Origin of the sequence: Hyalangium gracile (assembly GCF_020103725.1) — a bacterium.
Lineage (GTDB): Bacteria > Myxococcota > Myxococcia > Myxococcales > Myxococcaceae > Hyalangium > Hyalangium gracile.
The window spans coordinates 392,211-413,502 of record NZ_JAHXBG010000003.1 but is presented as its reverse complement, the minus strand read 5'-3'; the positions used below and the strand labels follow the sequence as shown (position 1 = coordinate 413,502).

General features: G+C 71.1%; 21 protein-coding genes. 18 read left to right on the top strand and 3 right to left on the bottom strand.

Features of this window, described 5'->3' with window-relative positions; all coding sequences use genetic code 11:
• Positions 1-2 precede the first annotated feature (2 nt).
• The 16 genes from KY572_RS08380 (at position 3) to KY572_RS08305 (ending at position 16,514) form a co-directional block, all read left to right on the top strand.
• Entirely contained in the window at positions 3-1,631 is a 1,629-nt protein-coding gene (locus KY572_RS08380; RefSeq protein WP_224241996.1) for a DNA circularization N-terminal domain-containing protein, read from the top strand.
• Entirely contained in the window at positions 1,628-2,161 is a 534-nt protein-coding gene (locus KY572_RS08375; RefSeq protein ID WP_224241995.1) for a hypothetical protein, read from the top strand. Before KY572_RS08380 ends, KY572_RS08375 begins: the two co-directional genes overlap by 4 nt.
• Positions 2,162-2,209: 48 nt before the next feature.
• Positions 2,210-4,186 (top strand): peptidoglycan-binding domain-containing protein, encoded by a 1,977-nt coding sequence (locus tag KY572_RS08370; RefSeq protein WP_224241994.1) that lies wholly within the window; start codon positions 2,210-2,212, stop codon positions 4,184-4,186.
• 27 nt (positions 4,187-4,213) lie between these two features.
• Entirely contained in the window at positions 4,214-4,849 is a 636-nt protein-coding gene (locus KY572_RS08365; RefSeq protein WP_224241993.1) for a phage baseplate assembly protein V, read from the top strand.
• A 2-nt stretch (positions 4,850-4,851) separates the two neighbouring features.
• A complete protein-coding gene (locus KY572_RS08360; protein ID WP_224241992.1) occupies positions 4,852-5,295 on the top strand; it encodes a hypothetical protein in 444 nt (147 codons plus the stop codon).
• The gene (locus tag KY572_RS08355; protein ID WP_224241991.1) at positions 5,295-5,504 is read left to right on the top strand and encodes a hypothetical protein; all 210 of its coding nucleotides are present in this window, start codon (positions 5,295-5,297) and stop codon (positions 5,502-5,504) included. The genes KY572_RS08360 and KY572_RS08355 overlap by 1 nt, the downstream gene beginning before the upstream one ends.
• Before the next feature lie 2 nt (positions 5,505-5,506).
• Positions 5,507-5,914 carry a GPW/gp25 family protein gene (locus KY572_RS08350; protein WP_224241990.1) on the top strand — a complete coding sequence of 136 codons (408 nt, stop codon included), beginning with the start codon at positions 5,507-5,509 and terminating at the stop codon, positions 5,912-5,914.
• Complete coding sequence (locus tag KY572_RS08345; protein ID WP_224241989.1) at positions 5,907-7,478, top strand: baseplate J/gp47 family protein; 1,572 nt, start codon at positions 5,907-5,909, stop codon at positions 7,476-7,478. Before KY572_RS08350 ends, KY572_RS08345 begins: the two co-directional genes overlap by 8 nt.
• Before the next feature lie 30 nt (positions 7,479-7,508).
• On the top strand, positions 7,509-9,170 hold the full coding sequence (locus tag KY572_RS08340) for a hypothetical protein (RefSeq protein WP_224241988.1): 1,662 nt from the start codon (positions 7,509-7,511) through the stop codon (positions 9,168-9,170).
• A gap of 30 nt (positions 9,171-9,200) precedes the next feature.
• Positions 9,201-9,674 carry a hypothetical protein gene (locus KY572_RS08335; RefSeq protein WP_224241987.1) on the top strand — a complete coding sequence of 158 codons (474 nt, stop codon included), beginning with the start codon at positions 9,201-9,203 and terminating at the stop codon, positions 9,672-9,674.
• Positions 9,674-11,575: a hypothetical protein gene (locus KY572_RS08330; RefSeq protein WP_224241986.1), complete on the top strand. Its 1,902-nt coding sequence runs from the start codon at positions 9,674-9,676 to the stop codon at positions 11,573-11,575. Before KY572_RS08335 ends, KY572_RS08330 begins: the two co-directional genes overlap by 1 nt.
• 3 nt (positions 11,576-11,578) lie before the next feature.
• Positions 11,579-13,183, top strand: a complete 1,605-nt coding sequence (locus KY572_RS08325) for a hypothetical protein (RefSeq protein WP_224241985.1) — start codon at positions 11,579-11,581, stop codon at positions 13,181-13,183.
• Between the two features lie 51 nt (positions 13,184-13,234).
• On the top strand, positions 13,235-13,456 hold the full coding sequence (locus KY572_RS08320; RefSeq protein WP_224241984.1) for a hypothetical protein: 222 nt from the start codon (positions 13,235-13,237) through the stop codon (positions 13,454-13,456).
• Positions 13,457-13,471: 15 nt separating this feature from the next.
• A complete protein-coding gene (locus KY572_RS08315; RefSeq protein WP_224241983.1) occupies positions 13,472-14,248 on the top strand; it encodes a hypothetical protein in 777 nt (258 codons plus the stop codon).
• A 232-nt stretch (positions 14,249-14,480) separates the two neighbouring features.
• Positions 14,481-15,176, top strand: a complete 696-nt coding sequence (locus KY572_RS08310) for a pirin family protein (protein ID WP_224241982.1) — start codon at positions 14,481-14,483, stop codon at positions 15,174-15,176.
• A gap of 123 nt (positions 15,177-15,299) precedes the next feature.
• Entirely contained in the window at positions 15,300-16,514 is a 1,215-nt protein-coding gene (locus tag KY572_RS08305) for a vWA domain-containing protein (RefSeq protein ID WP_224241981.1), read from the top strand.
• Positions 16,515-16,554: 40 nt separating this feature from the next.
• Here the strand turns inward: KY572_RS08305 and KY572_RS08300 are convergent, their stop codons facing one another.
• The 3 genes from KY572_RS08300 to KY572_RS08290 form a co-directional block, all read right to left on the bottom strand.
• On the bottom strand, positions 16,555-17,964 hold the full coding sequence (locus tag KY572_RS08300; RefSeq protein WP_224241980.1) for a hypothetical protein: 1,410 nt from the start codon (positions 17,962-17,964) through the stop codon (positions 16,555-16,557).
• Positions 17,965-17,975: 11 nt separating this feature from the next.
• The gene (locus KY572_RS08295) at positions 17,976-18,758 is read right to left on the bottom strand and encodes an alpha/beta fold hydrolase (RefSeq protein WP_224241979.1); all 783 of its coding nucleotides are present in this window, start codon (positions 18,756-18,758) and stop codon (positions 17,976-17,978) included.
• Between the two features lie 133 nt (positions 18,759-18,891).
• Complete coding sequence (locus KY572_RS08290) at positions 18,892-19,188, bottom strand: hypothetical protein (RefSeq protein ID WP_224241978.1); 297 nt, start codon at positions 19,186-19,188, stop codon at positions 18,892-18,894.
• A gap of 255 nt (positions 19,189-19,443) precedes the next feature.
• On the opposite strand from KY572_RS08290, the gene def reads away from it, so the two are divergent.
• Together def and KY572_RS08280 are read left to right on the top strand one after the other, a co-directional pair.
• The gene (def, locus tag KY572_RS08285; protein WP_224242131.1) at positions 19,444-20,046 is read left to right on the top strand and encodes a peptide deformylase; all 603 of its coding nucleotides are present in this window, start codon (positions 19,444-19,446) and stop codon (positions 20,044-20,046) included.
• Between the two features lie 83 nt (positions 20,047-20,129).
• Positions 20,130-21,224, top strand: coding sequence for a hypothetical protein (locus tag KY572_RS08280; RefSeq protein ID WP_224241977.1), 1,095 nt, complete (start codon positions 20,130-20,132; stop codon positions 21,222-21,224).
• Positions 21,225-21,292: the final 68 nt, after the last annotated feature.

Genomic DNA, 21,292 nt, shown 5'->3' with positions numbered 1-21,292 from the left:
CGATGGCCGTGCGGATCGCCAGAGTCGACCTTCATGGGGTCCAGGCCATCGTCACCGACGAGGGCCGGCGCTGGGTGGAGCAGCACATCCCCGGCCGCGCTGGCAGCCTGTTCCAGGAGCTGGGGCGCTCGGCGGTGCGGCTCCAGCTCGAGGGCCTGCTCTGGGGCGAGGACGCGCTGGAGGCCCTGGAGGCCCTGCGCACCGCTCAGGCCGAGGCCGAGCCAGTGCCCTTCTCCGCGGACATCACCGCGGGCATGGACTTCACCGACGTGCTCATCGACACGCTGCAGGTGCGGCAGGTGGCGGGCTATCGCGACCGCTACTGGTACCGCCTGCAGGTCCGCGAGCACGTGGAGGAGCCGCCCGAGCCGGAGGCCGCCCTGTCTGAGGTGGACGCCGCGGTGGAGGCGGACGCCGCGAGCTGGGCGGAGGGCTCCGTGGACGCGGCCACCGGCATCCAGGATGCCACCGCGCTCCCCGAGCTGGTCGAGGCCAACCCGGACCTGGTGGACCACCTCTCCACCGATGATCTCGCGGGCGCGCTGGACAGCGCCGCGGGCGGGCTCACCGGCGGCGGGCTCGATGGCATCCTCTCGTCCGTCGGGCTGGACTCGGGGGCGCTCGGCGCCATCACCGACAAGCTCAAGAACGTCCAGATGTCGGACGTCATCGCCGCGTACAACGCCATCCAGGATCCGTCCTCCATCCCGGGGCTGCTCGCCTCCAACCCGGGCCTGCTGGACCGGCTGGGCGTCAGCGACCTGGGCAAGGCCCTGGTGGACAAGGCGGACGCGCTCACCGGCGGGCAGTTCAGCCAGGTGCTGCAGACGCTCGGCAAGGTGGACCCCCAGAAGGTGGTGGGGCTCATCAACGATCTGCGCAGCGCCGGCAGCCTGGGCGAGTTCGTGGAGAAGCTGGCCGCGGGCGGCGTGGACATCGTCAAGGACCTGACCGGCGTGGACCTGGGAGACGCCGCCGCCATCGTCCAGGGCGTGGCGGGCTCGGCGGAGTTCCTCTCCAAGCTGAAGAAGGTGGGGGACAAGGGAGGCCAGCTGGCCTCCAAGCTGCGCGGGTTCGACCCGCTGTCCCCGGTGCGCGCGCTCAGCGGGCAGGACCCCGGCGACGTGGGGCAGCTCAGCGACATCGTCACCGCCACCGGCGAGCTCATCACCGCCCTGAGCGAGCTGCTGGCCACCAGCACCGTGAACGCGGTGATCGCCATCGTGAAGCAGGTGGGCGCGGAGGCTCAGCTCGACTCGGCCGTGGACTTCCTCGCCGGCGTGCTGGACGAGGTGGACCGGCTGCTGGAGGGCGCTCGCGAGCCGCTGCTCCAGCTGGGCGCGCTCTCGGGCCTCTTGCAGCTCACCCGCTCGCTGGTGGGCGGGCTGGAGAAGATCACCCAGGCCAGCGGTGAGGACCTCGCGGCGCTGGGCCTCGGCGACGCGATGAAGGCCACCGGCCCCATGGCCAAGGCGCTCGGCACGGGCCAGGACGTGCTGGCCGGCGGCGCCGCCGTGCTGGACATGGCGCCCTCCGTGGAGTCGCTGGACTCGCTGCGCACGGGCGTGGCGAACGTGAGGCAGAAGCTGCTCGGCTACAAGAGCTCCGCCGCCCAGGGAGGCACGGCATGAGCCCCGTGGGAGAGAACCTCTTCGTCGCGCTGAAGGCGGGCCTGGCCGACTTCCGCACCCAGGTGCAGGGCGAGCCCGGGCGCAGGATCCGCGCGCTCGGCACGGCCTCCGGCACCATCCCGGAGCTGGCGCGCAAGGTGCTCGCCGCCGTGGCGGATGCGCTCGCGTGGCTGGCCGGGGCCCTGAAGGACGTGGTGGACGTGCTGCGCGTGGCAGATGCCCTCAAGGCCCTGCTCGAGGTCGCCACGGATCTCGTGGGCGCGCTGGCCACCGGCATCGACTTCGGTCAGATGCCCGAGAAGTTCGGGCTGGATCCCCGGCCCTTCCAGGCCATCACCGACGCGGCGAATGCCGGCCACTCGGCCATGCAGGTCGGCGTGCGCATCGCCGGGCTGGTGCCGGCCCCCGAGGACCCCGCGGGCGTGCGCCAGGAGCTGGAGCTGCTCCTGGGCCGCCGCGCCAACCCCACCCTGACGGACGGCGGAGCGCTGGGGACGCTCCTGGCCGACATCACTCCCCGCCCGCCCTGACCGACACCCTCCGTTTTTTCTCGAGACACGCACGAAAGGAAGCAGCCCATGCCGCCCGAAACAGCGCCTACCACCACCACCGGCAACCCATTCTCGCTCGTCGCCTACCTGCTCTTCCAGGTGCGCCACTCGCTGGAGGATCCGGGAGACCTGGGGCGCCCGCCGCGGTGGATCCGCATCGCCCGCGCGCGCAACGCCACCGGCCCCCAGGACTACATCGCCCTGGGCGTGCGTGAGGCCATCAATGGCTTCGCCGAGGCGCTCTCGTACATGGTGGAGCTCACCATGGACATCCAGGAGATCCTCGTCCAGACGGACGCGGCCAAGGCCCTCGTGGAGGTGACGGCGGACTTCATCAAGGCGGCCACCAGCGACAACTTCGTCAAGGGCGTGCAGACGGTGGTGGGCATCTCCGTCACGGACGCCCAGAACCCGCTCTCCGGCGTGGGCGGCATCATGGACCGCATCAAGGAGTACCTGGGCTACATCCCGGACCCGGATGACGTGTACGTGCTGGGCCACGAGCTGTACCGGCTGCTGTGCATCGAGCAGGAGATGCTGCCCCGGCTGGCCAACGGCACGGTGGACGAGGCGAAGATCCCCGCCTCCACCCTGCACCACGTCAACGTGGAGAAGAGCGGGAAGATCCGCCTGCTCCAGTGGGCCTTCAACCAGGACCTGACGGTGTACGGCCTGGGCGACAAGACGCACCCGGAGGAGGAGAAGCTGGCCATCTCCCGCTACGGCTCCCGCCGGCTGTGGCGCACGGACAACGCCAAGCTGCCCGCGCGCGTGCTGGAGACGTGGAGCGGCAGCGGCGGCAGCCCGGAGACCATCATCGAGTGGTTCTTCGACGGCCGCGAGACGACCGAGGCCAACCGCACCCTGGACATCGCGGAGACGTTCGGGCTGCTGGAGAAGATGGGCTACACCGAGCCTACCGTGGCGCAGAAGACGGCGTTCGGCGCCGAGCTCGCCAAGCGCCTGCGCCGCTTCCAGGCCATCAACGAGCTGCCCATCAGCGGCGAGCTGGACAACGCCACGCTCAACCGGCTGATGCACCTGGACTACTCGGCCAAGAACATCCTGCGCGCCAAGCCCTTCGACGCCACGCGCCTGCCCGCGGACATCGATCCGATGGACGAGCCCACCGCGCCGCGCAGCACGGGCGGCTTCCTGCGCATCGTCAACCCGGGCGCCGAGGCCCCGCAGGAGGAGGGCATCACCCCCGTGGCGCACGCGCGCTACCCCTACTACAAGGCCGGCGCGGCGCTGCCGGCGGTGGGCCCCGCGCCCGTGCAGCCCGGCGGCGGCTGGATCAGCGACGCGGGTGGTGACGCCATCCCCGGCTTCGTCGCCCTGCGCTCGCGCTACCTGCGCCCGGGCCCCAACCGCTACGAGGGCGGACGCTGGTCCGAGGGCGAGGCCGCCAGCGGCGGGCAGTACTTCTTCGCCGCGCGCTTCACGGAGCCCTGGGTGCCTGGCCGCACCGGCAAGCCGCAGAACTCCATCTTCACGGCCTCGCCGGACTGGGCGGATGGCAAGCCGCCCGCGGGCTCGGTGACGCGCATGTACCAGTGGATCCCCCTCAATACGCTGGACCGCAAGGCGGGGTGGGACCTGTTCATCACCGCCAGCGTGATGCGCCGCTCGCTCTACGAGGAGCGCAGCCAGACGACGGGGCAGCCGGACCGGGGCACCATCGCCGTGGAGTTCTACGGGGATGACGTCTTCAAGGGCCCGGGCACCCCGCGTCCGCGCGTGCGCACCTCCGAGGCCGCGGACCTGGTCTCCGCCACCCGCAAGGCGGACCCCTGGCCCCAGTCGGCGGACACCACCGCGCGCCTCTCGGACGACGAGGTGTCGCAGAAGCGCTACTGGGTGAAGCAGTCGGTGGAGAACGTGCTGGTGCCCCCCGGGGCCACGGCGATGCTCGTCATCCTCGAGGGCCACTACACGGCCGGCTGGGACATCGACGCGTACTTCGACGACGTGCAGGTGACCTACACCTTCCGCAAGAAGTAGCGGGAGCCGCGTGGCGGGTGACGAGCGATGAGTGACCTGATGTCCATCCTCCGGGCCATCGTCCGGGACGAGCTGAAGTCGCTGCGGCTGGGAGACCTGGCCGTGGTGACGGCCATCTCGCCCCACGCGGACGAGGGCGATGCGCACAACCACCAGTGCGACGTGAAGCTGCGCGAGGGAGAGCTGGAGCTCAAGAAGGTCCCCATCGCCACGCCCCATGTGGGCATGGTGAGCCCGCCACGCGTCGGCGACCTGGTGCTCCTCTCCTACGTGGGAGGAGACCCCAACCGCCCCATCATCGTGGGGCGGCTGTACTCGGACGAGGTGCGGCCCCCGAAGCACGACGAGGACGAGTGGCGGGTGGAGTCACCGCCGGGTGGCACCTCGCTGGCCATCGACAAGGAGGGCTCGGCCGTCGTCACCGCCGGCAAGACGATGCTGACGATGAAGAAGGACGGCACCGTGGAGCTCGTCTCCAACGAGGACCTGAAGCTCGACGTGAAGGGCAACGTCGAGCTCAAGTGCCAGGACTGCAAGGTGGACGCCTCGGGGAACATCGACCTGGGCACCGGCGGCGGGGGCGTCATCACCGACAAGACGCACAAGTGCTACTTCACCGGGGCGCCGCTGGTGGGCTCCCAGAGCGTGAAGGCGAAAGGATGACCATGCCCGCGCCCCAAGCCGCGCAGCTCCAGCCCATCGCCCAGGCCGCGCTCACCTCCGCCGGCATCAAGGGGGAGAACGCGCCGGACCTGGCCAAGGCCCTGGCCGACGTGACGGCCCAGGCGCTCTCCCTCTTCCTGGCCCAGGCCATGGTGATGCCCGGCATCCCCGCCTCCGCGCCTCCGCCCGCGCTCAGTGGCAGCACCGTGGGGCCGGGCTCGCTGATGCCTCCGCCGGCGGGAGGTCCCGTGGCCGCGCAGCTCGAGCCCCTGGCCCAGGCCGCGCTCACCTCCAACGGCATCAAGGGAGAGAACGCGCCGGACCTGGCCAAGGTGATCGCCGGGGCGCTCGCGCAGGGCATCCAGCTCTTCACCACGCAGGTGAAGGTGGCGCCCGGCATCGCCATCGCGGGGCTGACGACCACGGCGCCTGGGAGGTTGATGTAATGCCCGCGCCAACCAAGGCCCAGCTGGAGTCCATCGTGAAGGGGCTCATGACGCAGAACGGGCTCAAGGGCGAGAACGCCCCGGACCTGGCGGGCGCCATCGCCGAGGTGGTGGCCACCGCGCTGTCCATGCTGGCCCAGCAGGCCATGGTGTCCCCGGGCATCTCCTGTTCGCCGGCCGCCTCGGTGGCGCCGGGGAGGCTGATGTAGCCATGGCCGACGTGCTCAAGAGAGACCTGCGGCTCCTCTTCCCTCGGACGGGCGGGGTGGACCTGGTGGCCAGCACCGCGGACTTCGAGACGGTGGAGGGGCGTGACAACCTGGCCCAGGCCCTCATCCTCCGGCTGCTGGTGGGGCGCGGCGAGCTGCGGACGCTCGGCCACCCGCGCTACGGCAGCCGCATCCACGAGCTGATTGGCGAGCCCATGGATGGCCCCAACCGCGAGCTGCTGCGCCGCTACGTGCGCCGGGCGCTGATGGAGGATCCTCGGGTGGAGGAGGTGACGCGGGTGGATGTGCTGCCGCGCAAGGACGCGCCAGGCGTGGTGATGGTGGAGGCCGCCGTCCGGCCCGCCACCGGGGCCCCCCTCGAGGTGAAGGTGGAGATCGACGTTGGCTGAGTTCCTGAAAAAGGACTTCGCGTCCATCGTGGACAGCCTCCTGGAGGACCTGTCCTCCGGCATGGGCGGCCGCGTGGCCCTCACGGACACCACCGAGGGCAGCGTGGTGCGCACGCTGGTGGAGGCCTTCTCGCGAGAGCTGGCCGTGGCCTACGCGCAGCTCGACCAGGTGTACCAGCTGGGCTACGTGGACACGGCGCACGGGGCCGCGCTGGACAACGTGGTGGCGCTGCTGGGCGTGGTCCGCCGCCGCGGCGGCTACCTGCAGGGCACCGTCACCTTCACCCGCGCCCAGCCCGCGCCCGAGGAGGTGCCCATCCCCGCCGGCACGCCCGTGGCCGGCAAGGACACCGTGCCCTTCGAGACGACCGCCTCCTCGAGCATCCCCAAGGGGGGCACCGAGGCCACCGTGGCGGTGCGCTCCACCCAGGCGCTGCCGCCGAGGCCCAAGGCCGGCACCACCCCGGAGGACGCCGAGGCGCAGGCGAAGTACGCCGAGAAGCTGGAGAAGATGACGGCGCCGGGCGTGCTCAACACCATGCCCCGCCCCATGCTGGGTGTGGAGGGCGTCACCAACCGCGTGCGGCTCGTCCAGCAGCAGGAGGACGAGACGGACGACGAGCTGCGCGCCCGGGCGCGCAGGGCCGTGTCGGGCGCCAACCTGGGCACGCGCGAGTCCATGGAGCTGGCGCTGCGCGAGCTGGGACTCACGCGCGTGACGGTGGACGAGCCCCAGAGCAAGCCCGGCGTGGTGGAAGTCGTGGTGGGCGACGTGGAGTTCGACAGCGCCATGGAGCTGCGCGCCCGGCGCGCCATCGAGGAGACGCGGCCCGCCGGCATCCAGGTGATGCTGCGCGGCGTCACCTGGATCTGGCTGCGCGTGGAGGCCACCGTGGTGCTCAACCAGGACTACCCGGAGGCCGAGCGTCAGGCCATTGCCCGGGACATCCAGCAGGGCCTGGCGCGCTACATCGAGGGCCTGGGCGCCAGCGAGAACGTCCGCGCGGCGAAGATCCGCAACATCCTGGCCAGCAACGACAAGGTGTCGGACGTCTTCCCCAAGCCCACGAGCACCCAGGAGGACACGCTGCTCCGGGCCTACGTGGAGACGCTGCCGGGCAAGCTGGAGGACCAGACGGCCCGCCGGCGCCTGCGCAACGGAGACGTGCAGGTGGGCGCCGGGGAGCGCGCGGGGCTGGATCGCGACCGCCGGCTGCACGAGCCGTTCGCGCTCAAGCTGGAGCCGCCCGCTCCACGCGTCTTCATGGATGTAGAGCTGCAGGTCCGCCAGGCCGTCACGGAGGCGGAGGTGCGCGCGGCGCTGCGGGCCCCGCTGGACGACATGGCGGAGCAGGCGAACCGCGATCCGCTGAAGTTCGACACCCTGCTGACGGCCCTCCAGGGCCGGCTGGGCCCCACCACCGTCACCAGCGCCCGCTTCCTGCTGCTGCACGCGCGCGACGGGCGGGCGGTGGAGCTGGTCCGGGCGGGGGACCAGGACGTGCTGGATCCGCGCGAGGTGCTGGAGCTGCGTCAGGTGCTGGGCGCGGGAGGCGGTGCATGAGTCCGGCGCTCGCCAGAGGGGAGGCCCGTCATGGCGGACGGTGACGAGCCCCTGAACCCACGAGAGCGGCTGCACCAGCGCCGCCGGGAGCGCCTGCTCTCGGTGCTGCCTCGCATCTACGCGCAGCAGCCGGCGGGCAGCGTCGTCTCCGTGCTGGTGGACGCCATGGCGGCGCGCCTGGCGGAGCTGGACCTGGCCATCGAGCGCGTGCTGAGGGACCGGTGGGTGGCGCTGGCCGGTGGGGTGCCTCCCTTCGACGAGCCCTCACACCCGCTCGAGGGGCTGGCGCGGCTGCTGAACCTGGAGAGCGAGCCCTGGGAGCGGGCGGACTGGGAGCAGCCTTCCACCGAGTGGCCACGCGAGGCCGACAAGGCGGAGCTCTTCCGCCGCCGGGTGCGCCACAGCGCGCCCGTGGCCACCCGGGGCTCCACCACCGTGCGCTCGGTGCTGACGCTGGGCGCGGCGGCGCTGGACACGGAGCTGTGCCCCCGGCTCGTCCGGCTGCCAGAGGGCTCCAAGGCGCCCGACACCACGCTCGGGCTGGGCGTGCGCCCCGGCACCCGGGCGAGCTGCCCCGGCTGCGCCAACCCAGAGGCCTCCGGGCGCTGCGTCTGGGACAAGGAGGGGCCGCGCAAGAAGGAGGGGCCACAGAAGAGCGCGGAGGCCATCACGGAGCGCTCGGGGCAGAACCCCGTCCTCGCGCGCATGCTGCTCACCGACAGCCCGCTCACCCCGCGCAGCCTGCTGCTCACGGGCCTGCGGCACGGCGAGACGTTCCGGGTGCGCAGCCCCAGCCTGGTGCAGGATCGCCCCGAGGTGCAGATCGTCGCGCTCGAGCCGGTCAGCTACCCCACGGTGCAGAACCTGGGCAGCAACGGCACGCTCCTGTTCGCCGGTCAGCTCGCCGCGGGCGAGGCGCTCCTCCTCCACCCGGATCGCACCGCCGAGGAGGTGCGGCCCTTCGAGGGCTACTTCACGGAGGGCCCCGCGCTGCAGCTCCTCATGGATCCGAAGGGCCGCGCGCTCGTGCGCAAGGCGGACGGCACCTTCCGGGACGTCTCGGACCGCATCTTCTTCCTGCAGGGCAAGGCCTTCTTCGACGTCTCCCACTTCACCGCCGAGAAGAGCGATGACCCGATGGCCTCGCGCTTCGCGCTGCTGAAGCACGAGGTGATGTCGCCCACGGTGGAGCCGGGCGAGGTGACGTGGGCCTACCGGGGCTTCACCCGCAAGGACGTGCAGGCCCTGGCCGCCCCGGAGATCACCAACCTGCTCCAGGACGCGCCGGAAGCGCCCATGGCGGGCAAGGTGGACATCACCCTGGAGTGGTGGACGCGCCCTCCGGCCAGCTTCCGCCTGCGCGTGCCTCAGGTCCCCGTCCGGGACGCGGAGCTGCGCGACGAGGTGCTGGATCTGCTCCGGCGCTCCGTGGAGCGGGCCCGCGCGGCCAGCGTCCAGGTGTCCGTGGACTTTCCGGAGCCGCCTCGCGAGGAGACGCACCCGCTGGGCGAGGAGACGCCGGGCGTCCACCTCACCGCGCGCGCCACGGAGGACGCGCGGATGCGGGAGCGGCTCCAGGTGAAGGCGACGGCGCCACAGCCCGCGGAGAAGCAGCCGCTGGGCGAGGGGCTGCTCACCCTCGGGGGAATCTTCGACGTCACGCGAATGGACTGGTCTCGCTTCGCGCCTTGAGGCGTGGACCGCGACGGGAGCGACAGAGACATGGGCAACACGGAGAGGCACGGGATGAAGGGGCGGCTGACGCTGGTGCTGCGAGACGAGGCCGGGCGCGAGGTGGACCGGCGCGAGGTGGACAACCTCATCACGGACGCCGGGCGCTCCCTGGTGGCGCAGTTCGTCACCGGCGTCATCCAGGGCACGCCCCGGCTCTTCATCGCCGTGGGCACGGGCAAGAAGGATGACGCCGGGTCGGTGAACGCGCCGGACCCGAAGGACACGGCGCTGTCCAAGCAGCTGGCTCGGGCCGAGGCCACCGTCGCGGTGAAGGACAGCGAGGCCACCATCACCGCCACGCTCCCCGCGGCGGGCAGCGGCGCGGTGCAGCCCCTGGCGGAGGCGGGTGTCCAGGTGGAGGTGAGCGGCCGCCCGCCCGTGCTCTACAACCGCGTCACGTTCGACGTGGTCAACAAGAGCCCCAACATGGAAATGACGCTGTCCTGGAAGGTGACCTTCTAATGCCTCCCGAGCCCTACATCAAAAAGGACCCGAACGATCTCATCCGCAGCGGCGACTGGAACGACATCCAGGTACGTGCGCGGCAGGAGATCCAATCCCACACCCACAAGGGCGGCGCGGACGGCACCCTCATTCCGCGCGAGGGCATCCAGCCCAACGCCATCGACGGCACGCGCATCGATCCCGGCTCCCGCGTGACGGTGGCCCAGCTCAAGGTGGTGGACCGCGATCTGCTGGCGGACATCAACACGCTCATCACTCGCGCTGGCGGCTTCGACACGCGGCTGACGGGCCTGGACAACCGGGCCAGCACGCTGGAGTCCACCAAGGTGAACCGGGCCGGGGACACCATCACCGGCTCGCTGACGCTGTCGGGCGGGCACCTGACCGTCACGGGCGGGACGATCATGCCCCGGGTGGGCAACTCCACCGGCGCGGGCATCCAGTTCCCCGTCAACTCGGCCGGCGGCTCGGGGGACGAGGCCTACATCCGCTACTACCCCGTCTCTGGCGAGGTGATGAAGCTGATGATCGGCATCGACAACGATCCGGACGACACCCTGGGGCTCTGGCAGCAGGGCGGCGAGCGCCTCACGGTGCGCAACGGCATCGTGGACGTCAAGACGAGCCTGGGCATCGGCACGGCGCAGGTGAACCTGCCCGCCAAGCTGTCGCTGGGCACGGAGATGGCCAACACGAAGATCGCCCTGCACGACAACCCCACCGACCTGTACGGCCTGGGCATGGGGGCCGGGCAGATGCGCTTCCACGTGGGAAACACGGGCGCGCGCTTCTCCTTCTTCGGCACCGCCGCCGGCGCGGAGATGTTCACCATCAAGGGGACGGGCCAGGTCGGCATCAACGATCCCACTCCCACCGAGCTGCTGTCCCTGGGAGGAGTCGGCAGCTGCCTCGAGCTGGGCGCCAACGTGGCGGACAAGGAGCCCTCGGCGGGGAAGATCGCCTACCGCAAGTGGTCGGACGCGCTGGAGATCGTCGGCGGAGGCTCCAACAAGCAGCGAAAGGTGAAGATCTGGGCCGAGGCCGGGACCGAGTTCACCGGCGCCATCACCCCCAAGGTGGGCAATGCCCGGACGGCCGGCATCCAGTTCCCGGTGGATGCGGCGGGGGGCTCGGGCGATGAGGCCTTCATCCGCTACTTCGCCACCTCCGGCGAGGTGATGAAGCTGCTCATCGGCATCGAGAACGACCCGGACGATGCCGTGGGTTTCTGGCAGCAGGGCGGCGAGCGGATGACGCTCCGCAGCAGCCATGTGGGCATCGGGACCCAGGATCCGGCTTGCCGGCTGCACGTGGCCGCGCCTGGCGAGCTGGTGCTGCGGCTGGATGGCAACGGCAACCGGACGCTGACGCAGTGGTACCGCAACAACAAGGCGCTGTGGGACGTGGGCGTCGGGACGGACGCCAACAACGAGAACTTCTGGTGGGGTGACTTCAATGCCTACCGGATGATCCTCGAGCGAGGCACCGGCAACCTCACCATCACCGGGAGGCTGACCTCCAGCACGGGCAAGTTCTTCAAGATCGACCACCCGCTGGATCCCCAGGGCAAGGAGCTCCTCCACGCCTCGATCGAGGGCCCGGAGCTGGGCGTCTACTACCGGGGAGAGGCGCGGCTGGACGATGGCGTGGCCCGGGTGGAGCTGCCCCGCTACTTCGAGGCGCTGGTGCGCAAGGAGGAGCGCACGGTGCAGCTCACGCCCAAGCTGGAGGGCAAGGGGCCCGTGTCGTCGCTCGCGGCCTCGGCGGTCCAGGAGGGGCACTTCGTGGTCCGCGCCACGGACCGCAACAACCCCTCGCAGGCCTTCTACTGGGAGGTGAAGGGAGTGCGTGCCGACGTGGAGCGCTTCGAGCCGGAAGTCGCCAAGAGGAAGGGCTGACCCGTGCCTGCCGTGCAGCCCTCGCTCCTGGTGGCGCCGGACGGACCGGCGGTGGTGAACACCACGCAGGACATTCCCGTGGCCGGGCTGGGCCTGGTGCTGCGGGTGCCGGCGGTGGCGCCCGGTCGCGTCGAGCTGACGCTGGCCGAGGTGACGCTGGAGGGCCCGCCGGGGATGACGGAGCTGACGGCGGGCACCTCGCCAGGGCTGGTGGTGACGACCAACCTGGGGCCGCTCAGCGCCGGCTGGGCCAGCGAGCAGGCCAATGACGTGACGTGGCTCACCGCGGACTGGGGCGCGCGGCGCTCGCTCGTGTCCCTCAACGTCACCTCCGCGGCGGGCGGGGATGCGACGCTGCTGCGGCCGAAGATCTCCGATGGCGGCGTCTGGTTCCCCCCGCTGCCCGTGGACACCGTCTCCCTGGGGACCGAGCAGCCGCTGCCGGACGTCGTGGCCAGCCGGCTGATGCTGGAGGCGGGGAAGCTGGAGGCGGGCAACTTCAAGTCCGCCAAGGCGCGCCTCAAGGGCCTCACGGTGAAGCTGGCGGGACAGCCGTCGGACCTGAGCGTGCTGGTGGGAGGGCAGTCCGTCTTCTCGCGCCCGGGGCGGCTGCTGCCGGGCCAGCAGGTCCGCGTGGTGGACGGGCTGCTGGGCGCGCTCCAGCAGCGGATTCCCGCTGACGGCAAGGCCGTGGACGTGCCCATCCTCATCCAGGCCGGGCTGCTGGGGCCGGTGAAGGTGGTGGGCGCGCAGTTCACCGCCGACGTCGTCTACACGGCCCTCGATGGAGGCCAGGCCTCGCTCCCCATCGCCTGGAGAGGCGAGGCGGTGGGGAGGCTGACGGTGGGGGCGGGCAACAGCCTGGCGAAGATGAGCTTCACGGTGACGCCGGAGCTCATCCCCGAGCGCATCCTCGTGGAGGGGCAGGCAGCCAACGTCTCCACCTACGCCCAGCTGTGCGATCCCGGCCACCAGGCCGCGCAGGGCTTCCCGGGGCTGGGCGAGACGGCGCTGGCGGGCGTGGACGTGCTGCTGCGCCCCACGACGAAGCAGGTGGTGGGGACGCTCGCGCTGCACCCGGATGTGAAGGGGCGGCCCGCGGAGGTGCCCTATGGTGGCGCCCTGGTGCCCTTCACCGCGTCCGTGGCGGACTCGGCGCTGCGCAAGCCGCTCTGGGTCCCCGTGCAGCTGCCGAAGCCCCTGCTCCTCAAGGAGCGCTGGTGGGCGGTGCTCACCATCAGCCAGGGCGAGGCGCTGTGGCCGCTCTCCACGGCGGTGCCCCCGCTGGAGGGCAGCCTCGGGCCGGTGCTCCGGCGGCTGGGGCAGGGCGCGTGGTTCCCCTGGGAGCCGCCGCCCTCGCCGACGTGGGCCCTGGGCCGGCTGCGCGTGACGAGCCAGGCGCCGGCGCCGCCCTTCCAGGTGGAGCTGCGGCGGGGGGCGGCGAAGCAGACGGTGGCGGCGGACGCGAGCGGGAGGGTGGTGGTGCCGGAGGCCACCCTGAAGGCGCTGGGCACGGCGGGAGCGACGGTGGAGGTGGCGGTGCGCTCGGCGAGTGCCCCGGTGGCGGGGGCGGTGCGAGTCGGGGAGCTGCGGGTGGCCGTGCGATGAGATAGTCCCTGTCCCACTGGGAGCAGGACGCTCGAAGACGAGGAGAACGACGTGAAGGATCAGATGGAGAAGCGGCTGGAGGAGCTCAAGGCCGAGCTGGCGTCGGGAGAGAAGCTGCTGGCCGAGCTGCAGGCGAAGCAGGCCTCGGTGCAGCAGACGATGCTGCGCATCGCGGGCGCCATCCAGGTGCTGCAGGAGCTGCTGGGGCACGAGATCGGCATGGGGGAGGGGAGCACCGCCGCGCCCAACGGCAAGGACACCTCTCACCCGTAGTCCTCGTGAGTCGGCATGCTCTACGCGCTCGAGAACCTGCTGGCCGCCGCCCTGGACGAGGCCTTCCCGGATGACGTGAAGGTCTCTCCCGGGGCTCCCACGACCACGCCCGCGGCGGGCGAGCAGCGCGTGGAGGTGACGGTCTCGAAGCTGGACGTGCTGCCCGCGGGGGAGGACCCGCTGGCGGCGCGCGAGCCGGCCTTCTTCTCGAGCGTCCAGCGCTGGGACGCGGACGGCACCACCCGGGACTTCACGCTGCCCGCGGGTGTCGAGGGCGAGGTGACCGAGGTGGAGTCTCCCGCGGGGCGGATGCTGTCGCGGGGGCAGGACTACCAGGTGGACGGCACCACGCTGCGCTTCTACCGGCCTCCCGCGAAGGGAAAGGGCACGGTGGTGGCCACCCTGCGCACGGGGGCCGCGAGCGGCTTCCACGAGCGGCGGCCGTGCCAGCTCCGGCTGACGCTCGCCGCGTGGGCGCCGAAGCTGGAGGACGCGGACGCACTGCTGGACAAGGCGCTGGCGGTGGTGCTCACCCGCTGCGCGGGGCTGGGGACGCTGGAGTCCGAGCACCTGGAGGACAGCGGAGTCCGGATGCGCCTGCGCCAGCCCAAGGTGCTGCTGGAGGGGTTCGAGCGCACGCGCACCCAGGTGCGGACACGCTGGGCGCCTCGCGCCGCCGCCCACCTGCGGGTGCTCGCCGAGCTGGAGCTGACCGTCGCGACAGGCGCGCCGGAGCCCCAGTCGCGCATCGAGAAGATCCTCTACCAGGCCACCGTGCTGCCGCCCAGGTGAGGGCGCTCCCTCCTCGGCCAGGCGTGCCGGAGGGGACTCTCGCTTTGGAGGTGCCACCCCTCTCGATTTGAGAGGGTGGGTTGCCGTCCGGAAGGTATTTGCCCCTGATTTCAGGTGCTTGGGTGGTGGCCGCCGGATTGCTCATGGACAGGGTGTCACCGATGGTGGCCAGAGAGCCCGCAACGCCAGGGGTGGCGGGGCATCTCAACCATGCAACAGGAAGGAGCACCCTATGATCACCATTCGATCCGCAGAAGCCCGAGGCCACGCCAACCACGGTTGGCTCGACACGTACCACTCGTTCTCGTTCGCCGACTACTTCGACGAGGACCACATGGGTTTCCGCAGCCTGCGCGTCATCAACGAGGATCGCGTGGCGCCGCGCACGGGGTTCGGGACGCACCCGCACCGGGACATGGAGATCATCACCTATGTGCTGGGCGGGCAGGTGGAGCACAAGGACAGCATGGGCACCCACGGCGTCATCCGGGCCGGCGAGGTGCAGCGGATGACCGCGGGCACCGGCGTGCTGCACAGCGAGCAGAACCGCTTCGACCAGGAGTTGCACCTGCTGCAGATCTGGATCCTCCCCGAGCGGCGGGGCCTGAAGCCCAGCTACGAGCAGAAGGCGTTCCCCGAGAAGGAGCGCCAGGGGCGGTTCCGGGTGGTGGCCTCGCCGGACGGGCGTGAGGGCTCGGTGACGGTGCACCAGGACGTGACGCTGCACAGCACGCTGCTGGGCAAGGGCGAGAAGGCCGAGTACGCGCTGAAGCCGGGCCGGCACGCGTGGGTGCAGATCGCCCGGGGCTCGGGCACGCTGAACGGCGTGGCGGTGAAGGCGGGGGACGGCGCCGCCGTCTCGGATGAGGGCTCGCTGGTGCTGGTGGCCAATGAGCCGGTGGAGGCGCTGCTGTTCGACCTGGCGTAGTCGCCAGGCACATGGAAGGGCCGGACGCGAGGCCGTGGAGAGCTCATAGACCTTTCCACGGCCTTGTCCGTTTCAGGGGGACACGCGCGCGAAATCCCATCTTCTTTCCGCCTGGAGCCTTCCATGTCCCTGAATTTCCTCGCGCGGCCTCTCATGGCCGCCGCGCTCGCCACCGTCACGCTCTCCGCTCCCCTGGCCCTCGCGGAGGCCCCCACTCGTCAGGTGGCTCCCAAGCAGGAGCAGCCGGCGCAGGTGAAGGCGCAGGAGGATGCGCAGAAGAAGGACAACCGGCCGCAGATCGAGGTCGTCTTCGTGCTGGACACGACGGGCTCCATGAGCGGGCTGCTCGAGGGGGCCAAGCAGAAGATCTTCTCCATCGCCTCGCGCATCGCCACGGGCAAGCCGACGCCGCGGCTGAAGGTGGGCCTGGTGGGCTACCGGGACGAGGGCGACGCGTACGTGACGAAGCGCTTCGACCTGAGCGAGGACCTGGACACGGTGTTCACGCACCTGCGTCAGTTCCAGGCGGATGGCGGCGGAGACGCGCCCGAGCACGTGGGCCGTGGGCTGGGCGAGGCGGTGTCGAAGATGCGCTGGAGCGATAGCCGCGAGACGATGAAGGTCATCTTCCTGGTGGGCGACGCGCCGCCGGCGGACCGCGGGGCCTCGTGGAACTTCAGGCACTGGGCGAACCAGGCGAAGGAGCGGCACATCGTGGTGAACACGGTGCGCTGCGGCGGGGACGAGGAGACGGCGCGGGCGTGGAAGTACGCGGCGAAGCTGACGGACGGGACGTTCGACACCATCGGGCAGGAGGGCGGCATGCTGGCGGTGGCGACGCCGTATGACGCGGAGCTGGCGAAGGTGAACGCGGAGATCGCCACCAAGACGCTCTACACGGGCACGGCGGCGGTGCAGGCGGAGAACCGGGGCCGCGCCGACCAGATGGCCTCGCTGGCGCCGGAGCAGGCCGCCGAGCGCATCAGCTACATGAAGAAGGCGCGCTCGGCGGGCTCGGGCAAGCCGGCGCCGGCCGCGAGCAGCGCGCCGGTGGCGGTGGGCGGCGCGGTGGACCTGGTGGAGAAGCCCGAGGCGCTGGCGATGGTGAAGACGGCGGAGCTGCCGAAGGAACTGCAGGGGCTGAAGAAGGAGGAGCAGGCGGCGAAGGTGAAGCAGCTCGCCGAGGAGCGCAAGGCGCTGGAGGCCAAGGCGGCGAAGCTGGCGGAGGACCGTGACACCTGGCGCGCGAAGAACGTGGCGGAGAAGGCGGACAGCTTCGACGACAACGTGATGAAGAGCGTGAGGGCCCAGGCCGCCGGGTACGGCGTGGCCTACTGAGCGCCCCGCTACTCAATCCGAGGAGGGCTTCAGGCTCTCCTCAGCGCAGCGGAAGCCAGGCGATGAACCCGTGGGAAGAGGGCTCGCCGCCCCCGGCGGGAGCAGGCCCCGCGAACATCCCCGCCACGGCCACGCCCTCCGCGACGGCTGCCACGGCGTAGCCGTAGTCGTGGCCCGGGCCTCCCATGCGGTGGGCCCACCGGACAGCTCCCGTGGAGTCGAAGAGCACCACGGTGGCGTCGTTCCCTCCCTCGCTCTGGAGCGTCCGGCCCGCTCCCAGCTCCAGGGTCGAGGAGAAGTGCCCCGCCATCGCGAGCTCAACGCTGGGCGTCAGCGCGATGGCGTGCCCGGAGGTCAGCGTCGGGTAGCGGCGCCGCCAGAGCTCCTCGCCTCGCGAGGAGTAGCGCCCCACGAAGCCCTCGAAGCCGCCCGCGGCGAAGAGGATTTGTCCCGGCTGGCGCGTGACGTTCCCCTGGAAGAGGCCCGTCAGGAACAGGGTGCCGTCCGGCGCGGGCACCACGGACTTCACGAGGTCGAAGTTCGCCTCGCCGATGGCGCGGGCCCACAGGCAGTGCCCATCGCCCGAGAAGGCCGCGAGGAACGCATCGGAGTCCCCCGCGCTGGTGAGCCGGACCGCTCCTCCGAAGTCGAGCGCCCCCACGGAGGGCTCCACGGCGCTGGAGAAGTGCCCGGTGAGGAAGACCGTGCCGGACGCGTCGACCGCGACGTCCCGGCCGATGTCATCCCCGGCCCCGCCGAAGGTGCGCGCCCACCGGGGAGTGCCGTCCTGGCCGGAGAGCTTCACCAGCAGGAGGTCGTTCCCCCCGGCGCTGCTCCGGAGCCCGAAGCCCAGGTCCACCTGGCCGTCGAAGCGCCCGGTGACGAGCACGTCTCCCGCGCGGTCGAAGGCCGCCGAGCGGCAGGCGGCGCTCCCCGCTCCTCCAAACCGGCGGACCCACAGGGTGTGGCCATCCTCTCCGGCCAGCTTCGCGATGAAGCAGTCGGTGTCGCCTCGGCCCGGAAGGGAGGTGCCATCGAAGTCGACCGCGCCCGCTAGGTGGCCCACCACGAGGACGGAGCCATCCGCGCCCGGCTCGATGGCTTCTCCACTGTCGTAGCCCGCGCCACCCCAGCGCCGGGCCCAGCGCAGCTTTCCATCCTGGGAGAGCCGGACCGCGAGCACATCCTGCTCGCCGGAGGACACCAGGTGCTCTCCGTCCACGGTCGTCTCGCCCTCGAAGGAGCCGATGGCGAGGATGTCCCCTGCCTGGGTGGCCATGCCCGTGAACCGCGAGCTGCCCGGGCCCGGCAGGTCCATCCGCCAGGTGCCGCGTGGGCGCCGGGTAGCTGCTTCCTCGGAGTCAGGGGTGCTCGTCCGCCGCGCGGTGGTCGAGCAGCCGAACAGCAGCACCCCGAGTCCAATCCACAGGACACGGCGGGAGCGCGTCATGTCGTCTCCTCTCAGGCGTAGGCGCGGAGGAACTCGAGCAGGGGCGGGTTGACGACCTCGGGGTGGGAGAGGTTGGCGGCGTGGGTGGCGTGGGGCACGGGGACGAAGCGGACGCTGCCCGGCAGGGTCTTGTGGAGGAACTCGCCATCGGAGGGCGGAACGCCGACGTCCTCCAGCCCGTGGAAGACGATGGTGGGGCAGCGGATTTCCTTCAGCCGGCCGGTGATGTCGTCCCGATCGGTCAGGTTGCGGACGGCGGCCATGAAGTTGGCGGCCGGGAGCTGGCGCCAGCGGTCGAGCCACGTCGGCAACAGGCTCGGCTCTCCGAGGATGGGGCCCGAGAGGGCCTGGACGATGGGCTCGGGACCCACGGAGGCCCAGACCTGGGCGGACTGCAGGTAGCCGGCCTTCGTCTGCTCGTCATCGTTGGTGCCGCGGGTGCTCATGAGCACGAGCGCCTTCACGCGCTCGGGGTAGCGCAGCGCGATGCGCAGGGCGCAGTAGCCGCCCTGGGACATCCCGCCCACCACGGCCTTGTCGATGCCCAGGTGGTCGAGCAGGGCCATGCAGTCGGCGGCCAGATCGTACAAAGAGAAGGGCTTGCCATCCCAGCGGGTGCGGCCGAAGCCACGCGAGTCCCAGCGGATGACGCGGAACTCGGGGGCGAGCGCCGCCACCTGCGGATCGAACATGCGGCTGTCCATGAGGAAGCCGTGACTCAGGATGACGGGACGGCCGGAGCCACCCGAGTCCTCGAAGAAGATTCCCTGACCATTGAGCTCGGCGATGGGCATGGGCCCAGCTTCTAGCAGAGAGCCCTCGAGGAGGCCCTGTCTCTCGAGACCGGACCGAACTGGTCTGCTTGTCATACCAGTTCGGTCCTGGTTCAGCCCGACAGGGGCTATTCACCGACCTGCCTGAAGGGGTTTAGCGCTTGCCGCGGCTGGACCCGCCCGCGCGGCTGCGGCTGGAACCGCTGCGGCTACGGGTGGAGCCGGTGCGGCTGCGGGTGGTGCTGCCCGTGCTCTTCTTGCGAGACGTCTTGCCCGCCACGGCTCGGCGAGGAGCGCTCTTCGTCTCGCCGGTCTTGCTCCGCTGCTTGTTGACGGTGCGGGCGGCGATCTCCTTGGCGCGGCGGGGGCTCACCCCACGAGCCAGCTCGGAGTCCTTGACGTGCTCATACTGGCGCGTGCGCTTCTGGCTCTTCACACCACGTGGCGGCATGCATGCTCCTGTCGACGGCGGGACCATTCCCGCGACCCACGGTGAGCCTCCCCCCGAGGCTTGTCAGCCCACCCGGGCTGTGAACTCGTGAATCCCGATCAACCCAGGACACAGCCGTCGTCCTGGAGGCGACAGGCGCGCGAGGGAACGTCGGCCATTGCACGCGCGGGAAAGGTCGGCTACGGCGCAAGGCCTTGCCAGTTCCATTCACGTAGGGATCGAACACGGACATACGGAGGCGCTGAGATGCCGGGCATGGTGCTCAAGATCGTCCAGGCGGGAGAGCCGGTGCTGCGACAGCGGGCGAGGGAGGTGACGCCCGAGGAGCTCTCCAGCCCCGAGGTGAAGTCCCTCATCGCGCTCATGCGAGACACGATGCGCGACACGCCGGGCGTGGGGCTGGCGGCGCCGCAGGTGGGAGTAGGGCTGCGCGTGGTGGTGGTGGAGGATCGGCCCGAGTACCAGGCGGGGCTCTCGGCGGAGGAGCTGGCCGCGCGGGAGCGCAAGCCGGTGCCCTTTCATGTGCTCATCAACCCGAGGCTGGTGGTGGAGGACCCCACGCCCGTGGAGTTTCACGAGGGCTGCCTGAGCGTCAGCGGCTACACGGCGCTGGTGTCGCGGGCGCGCGGGGTGCGCGTGGAGGCGCTGGACGAGAACGGGACGCCCGTCTCCATCTCGGCCCGGGGCTGGTACGCGCGCATCCTGCAGCACGAGGTGGACCACCTCGAGGGCACGCTCTACGTGGATCGCATGGAGACGCGGAGCTTCTCCCTGCTGGAGAACCACCGCCGTCACTGGGCGGGACGTTCGGTGGCGGAGGTGCGCAAGGCGCTCGGGCTGCCGGAGCGCCAGGGCTGAGAGACTCCCCGGACGAGCTGCCCCCGGAGGAAGCACCGCGTCAGGTGGGCTGTCCCTGAGAGGGGCTCCGGGAAGGCGGGCTCATGGTGCATCATCGCCCCATGCGCCCCATCGACTTCTGCACCTCCCTCCTCGTCACCACCGGCAACCGGGCCCTGCGCCAGCCGAACCAGGTGCCCTGGGATGACATCGAGGAGTTCATGAGCATCGGCCTCCGTCAGGACAGCCGCTCCTACTCACGGGTGACGATGCTGGACGAGCGGGGCGGCAGGCTGTCCTTCCGCGAGTGGCTCGAGGCGCGAGCCTCACCCGAGGCTCGCCTCTGGTTCGCGCGGGGCCCCTGGGAGACGAACCCGGAGGAGGGCCCGAAGGAGCTGCCCATCCACATCCGCGAGGCCTTCCTGGGAGGAGGAGGCATGGGGCTGCTCCTCTTCACCCAGGGCCAGCGCGTCGAGCGGTTCATGCCCGGCGAGGTGCGCCCGCGCCTCTATGAAATCTCCGGCAAGCAGCTCTGGGAGTTCCTCCAGGGGCGCAAGCAGGCGAAGGCCTGGGAGGAGGCGCTCACGCGCGAGCTGGCCCCCGAGCTCGAGGGACGGAGCGTCCGCGCCTTCCTCGAGTCGCGCACGCTCGACGACATGCAGGAGATCATCCAGCGCACCATGCCGCTGTCGGTGGAGGTGGAGCCCGTGGGCGACGGCCACGAGGTGGAGCCAGAGGAGACGGTGCGGTGGAACACCTTCTTCTCTCCCGCGCCGGGCTCCTCCAGCCTGTCCTTCGAGTACTTCCCCGTGGGCCCGGGAGACGCGGTCCTCACCGAGCGGGATGTGAGCAGCTGCCAGGCCGGGCTCGCCAGCGCGCTGGAGGCCGTGCGCAGGTTCGCCGAGCAGCAGGGCCTGAAGTACTGGAGTAAACACTTCCGTCGCTGTCTGCTGCGCCTGTCCCTCGAGCCTCAGCCTCTGGAGGATCTGATCGAGCTGCTCCTGCTCCACCGGCTGCCCAGGCCCGCCATCCAGCTCGTGAACGCGGCGCTGGCCTCGGACGTGTTCGGCGGGATGGGCTCGTGGAATGACCTGGGCTTCCCGGAGCCAGAGGCGAAGCAGTACGAGGAGCTCTCCAACCGCCTCCTGCTGGCGATGAAGGCCGCCTTGCGCGCCGGCATCAACGCCTCCGCCCTGTAAGCCACTCCCGCCGCGCGCCTGGGTCTCGGCTGACTCTGGCCCGGGACTGGGAGAGGTGCGTCAGCCTT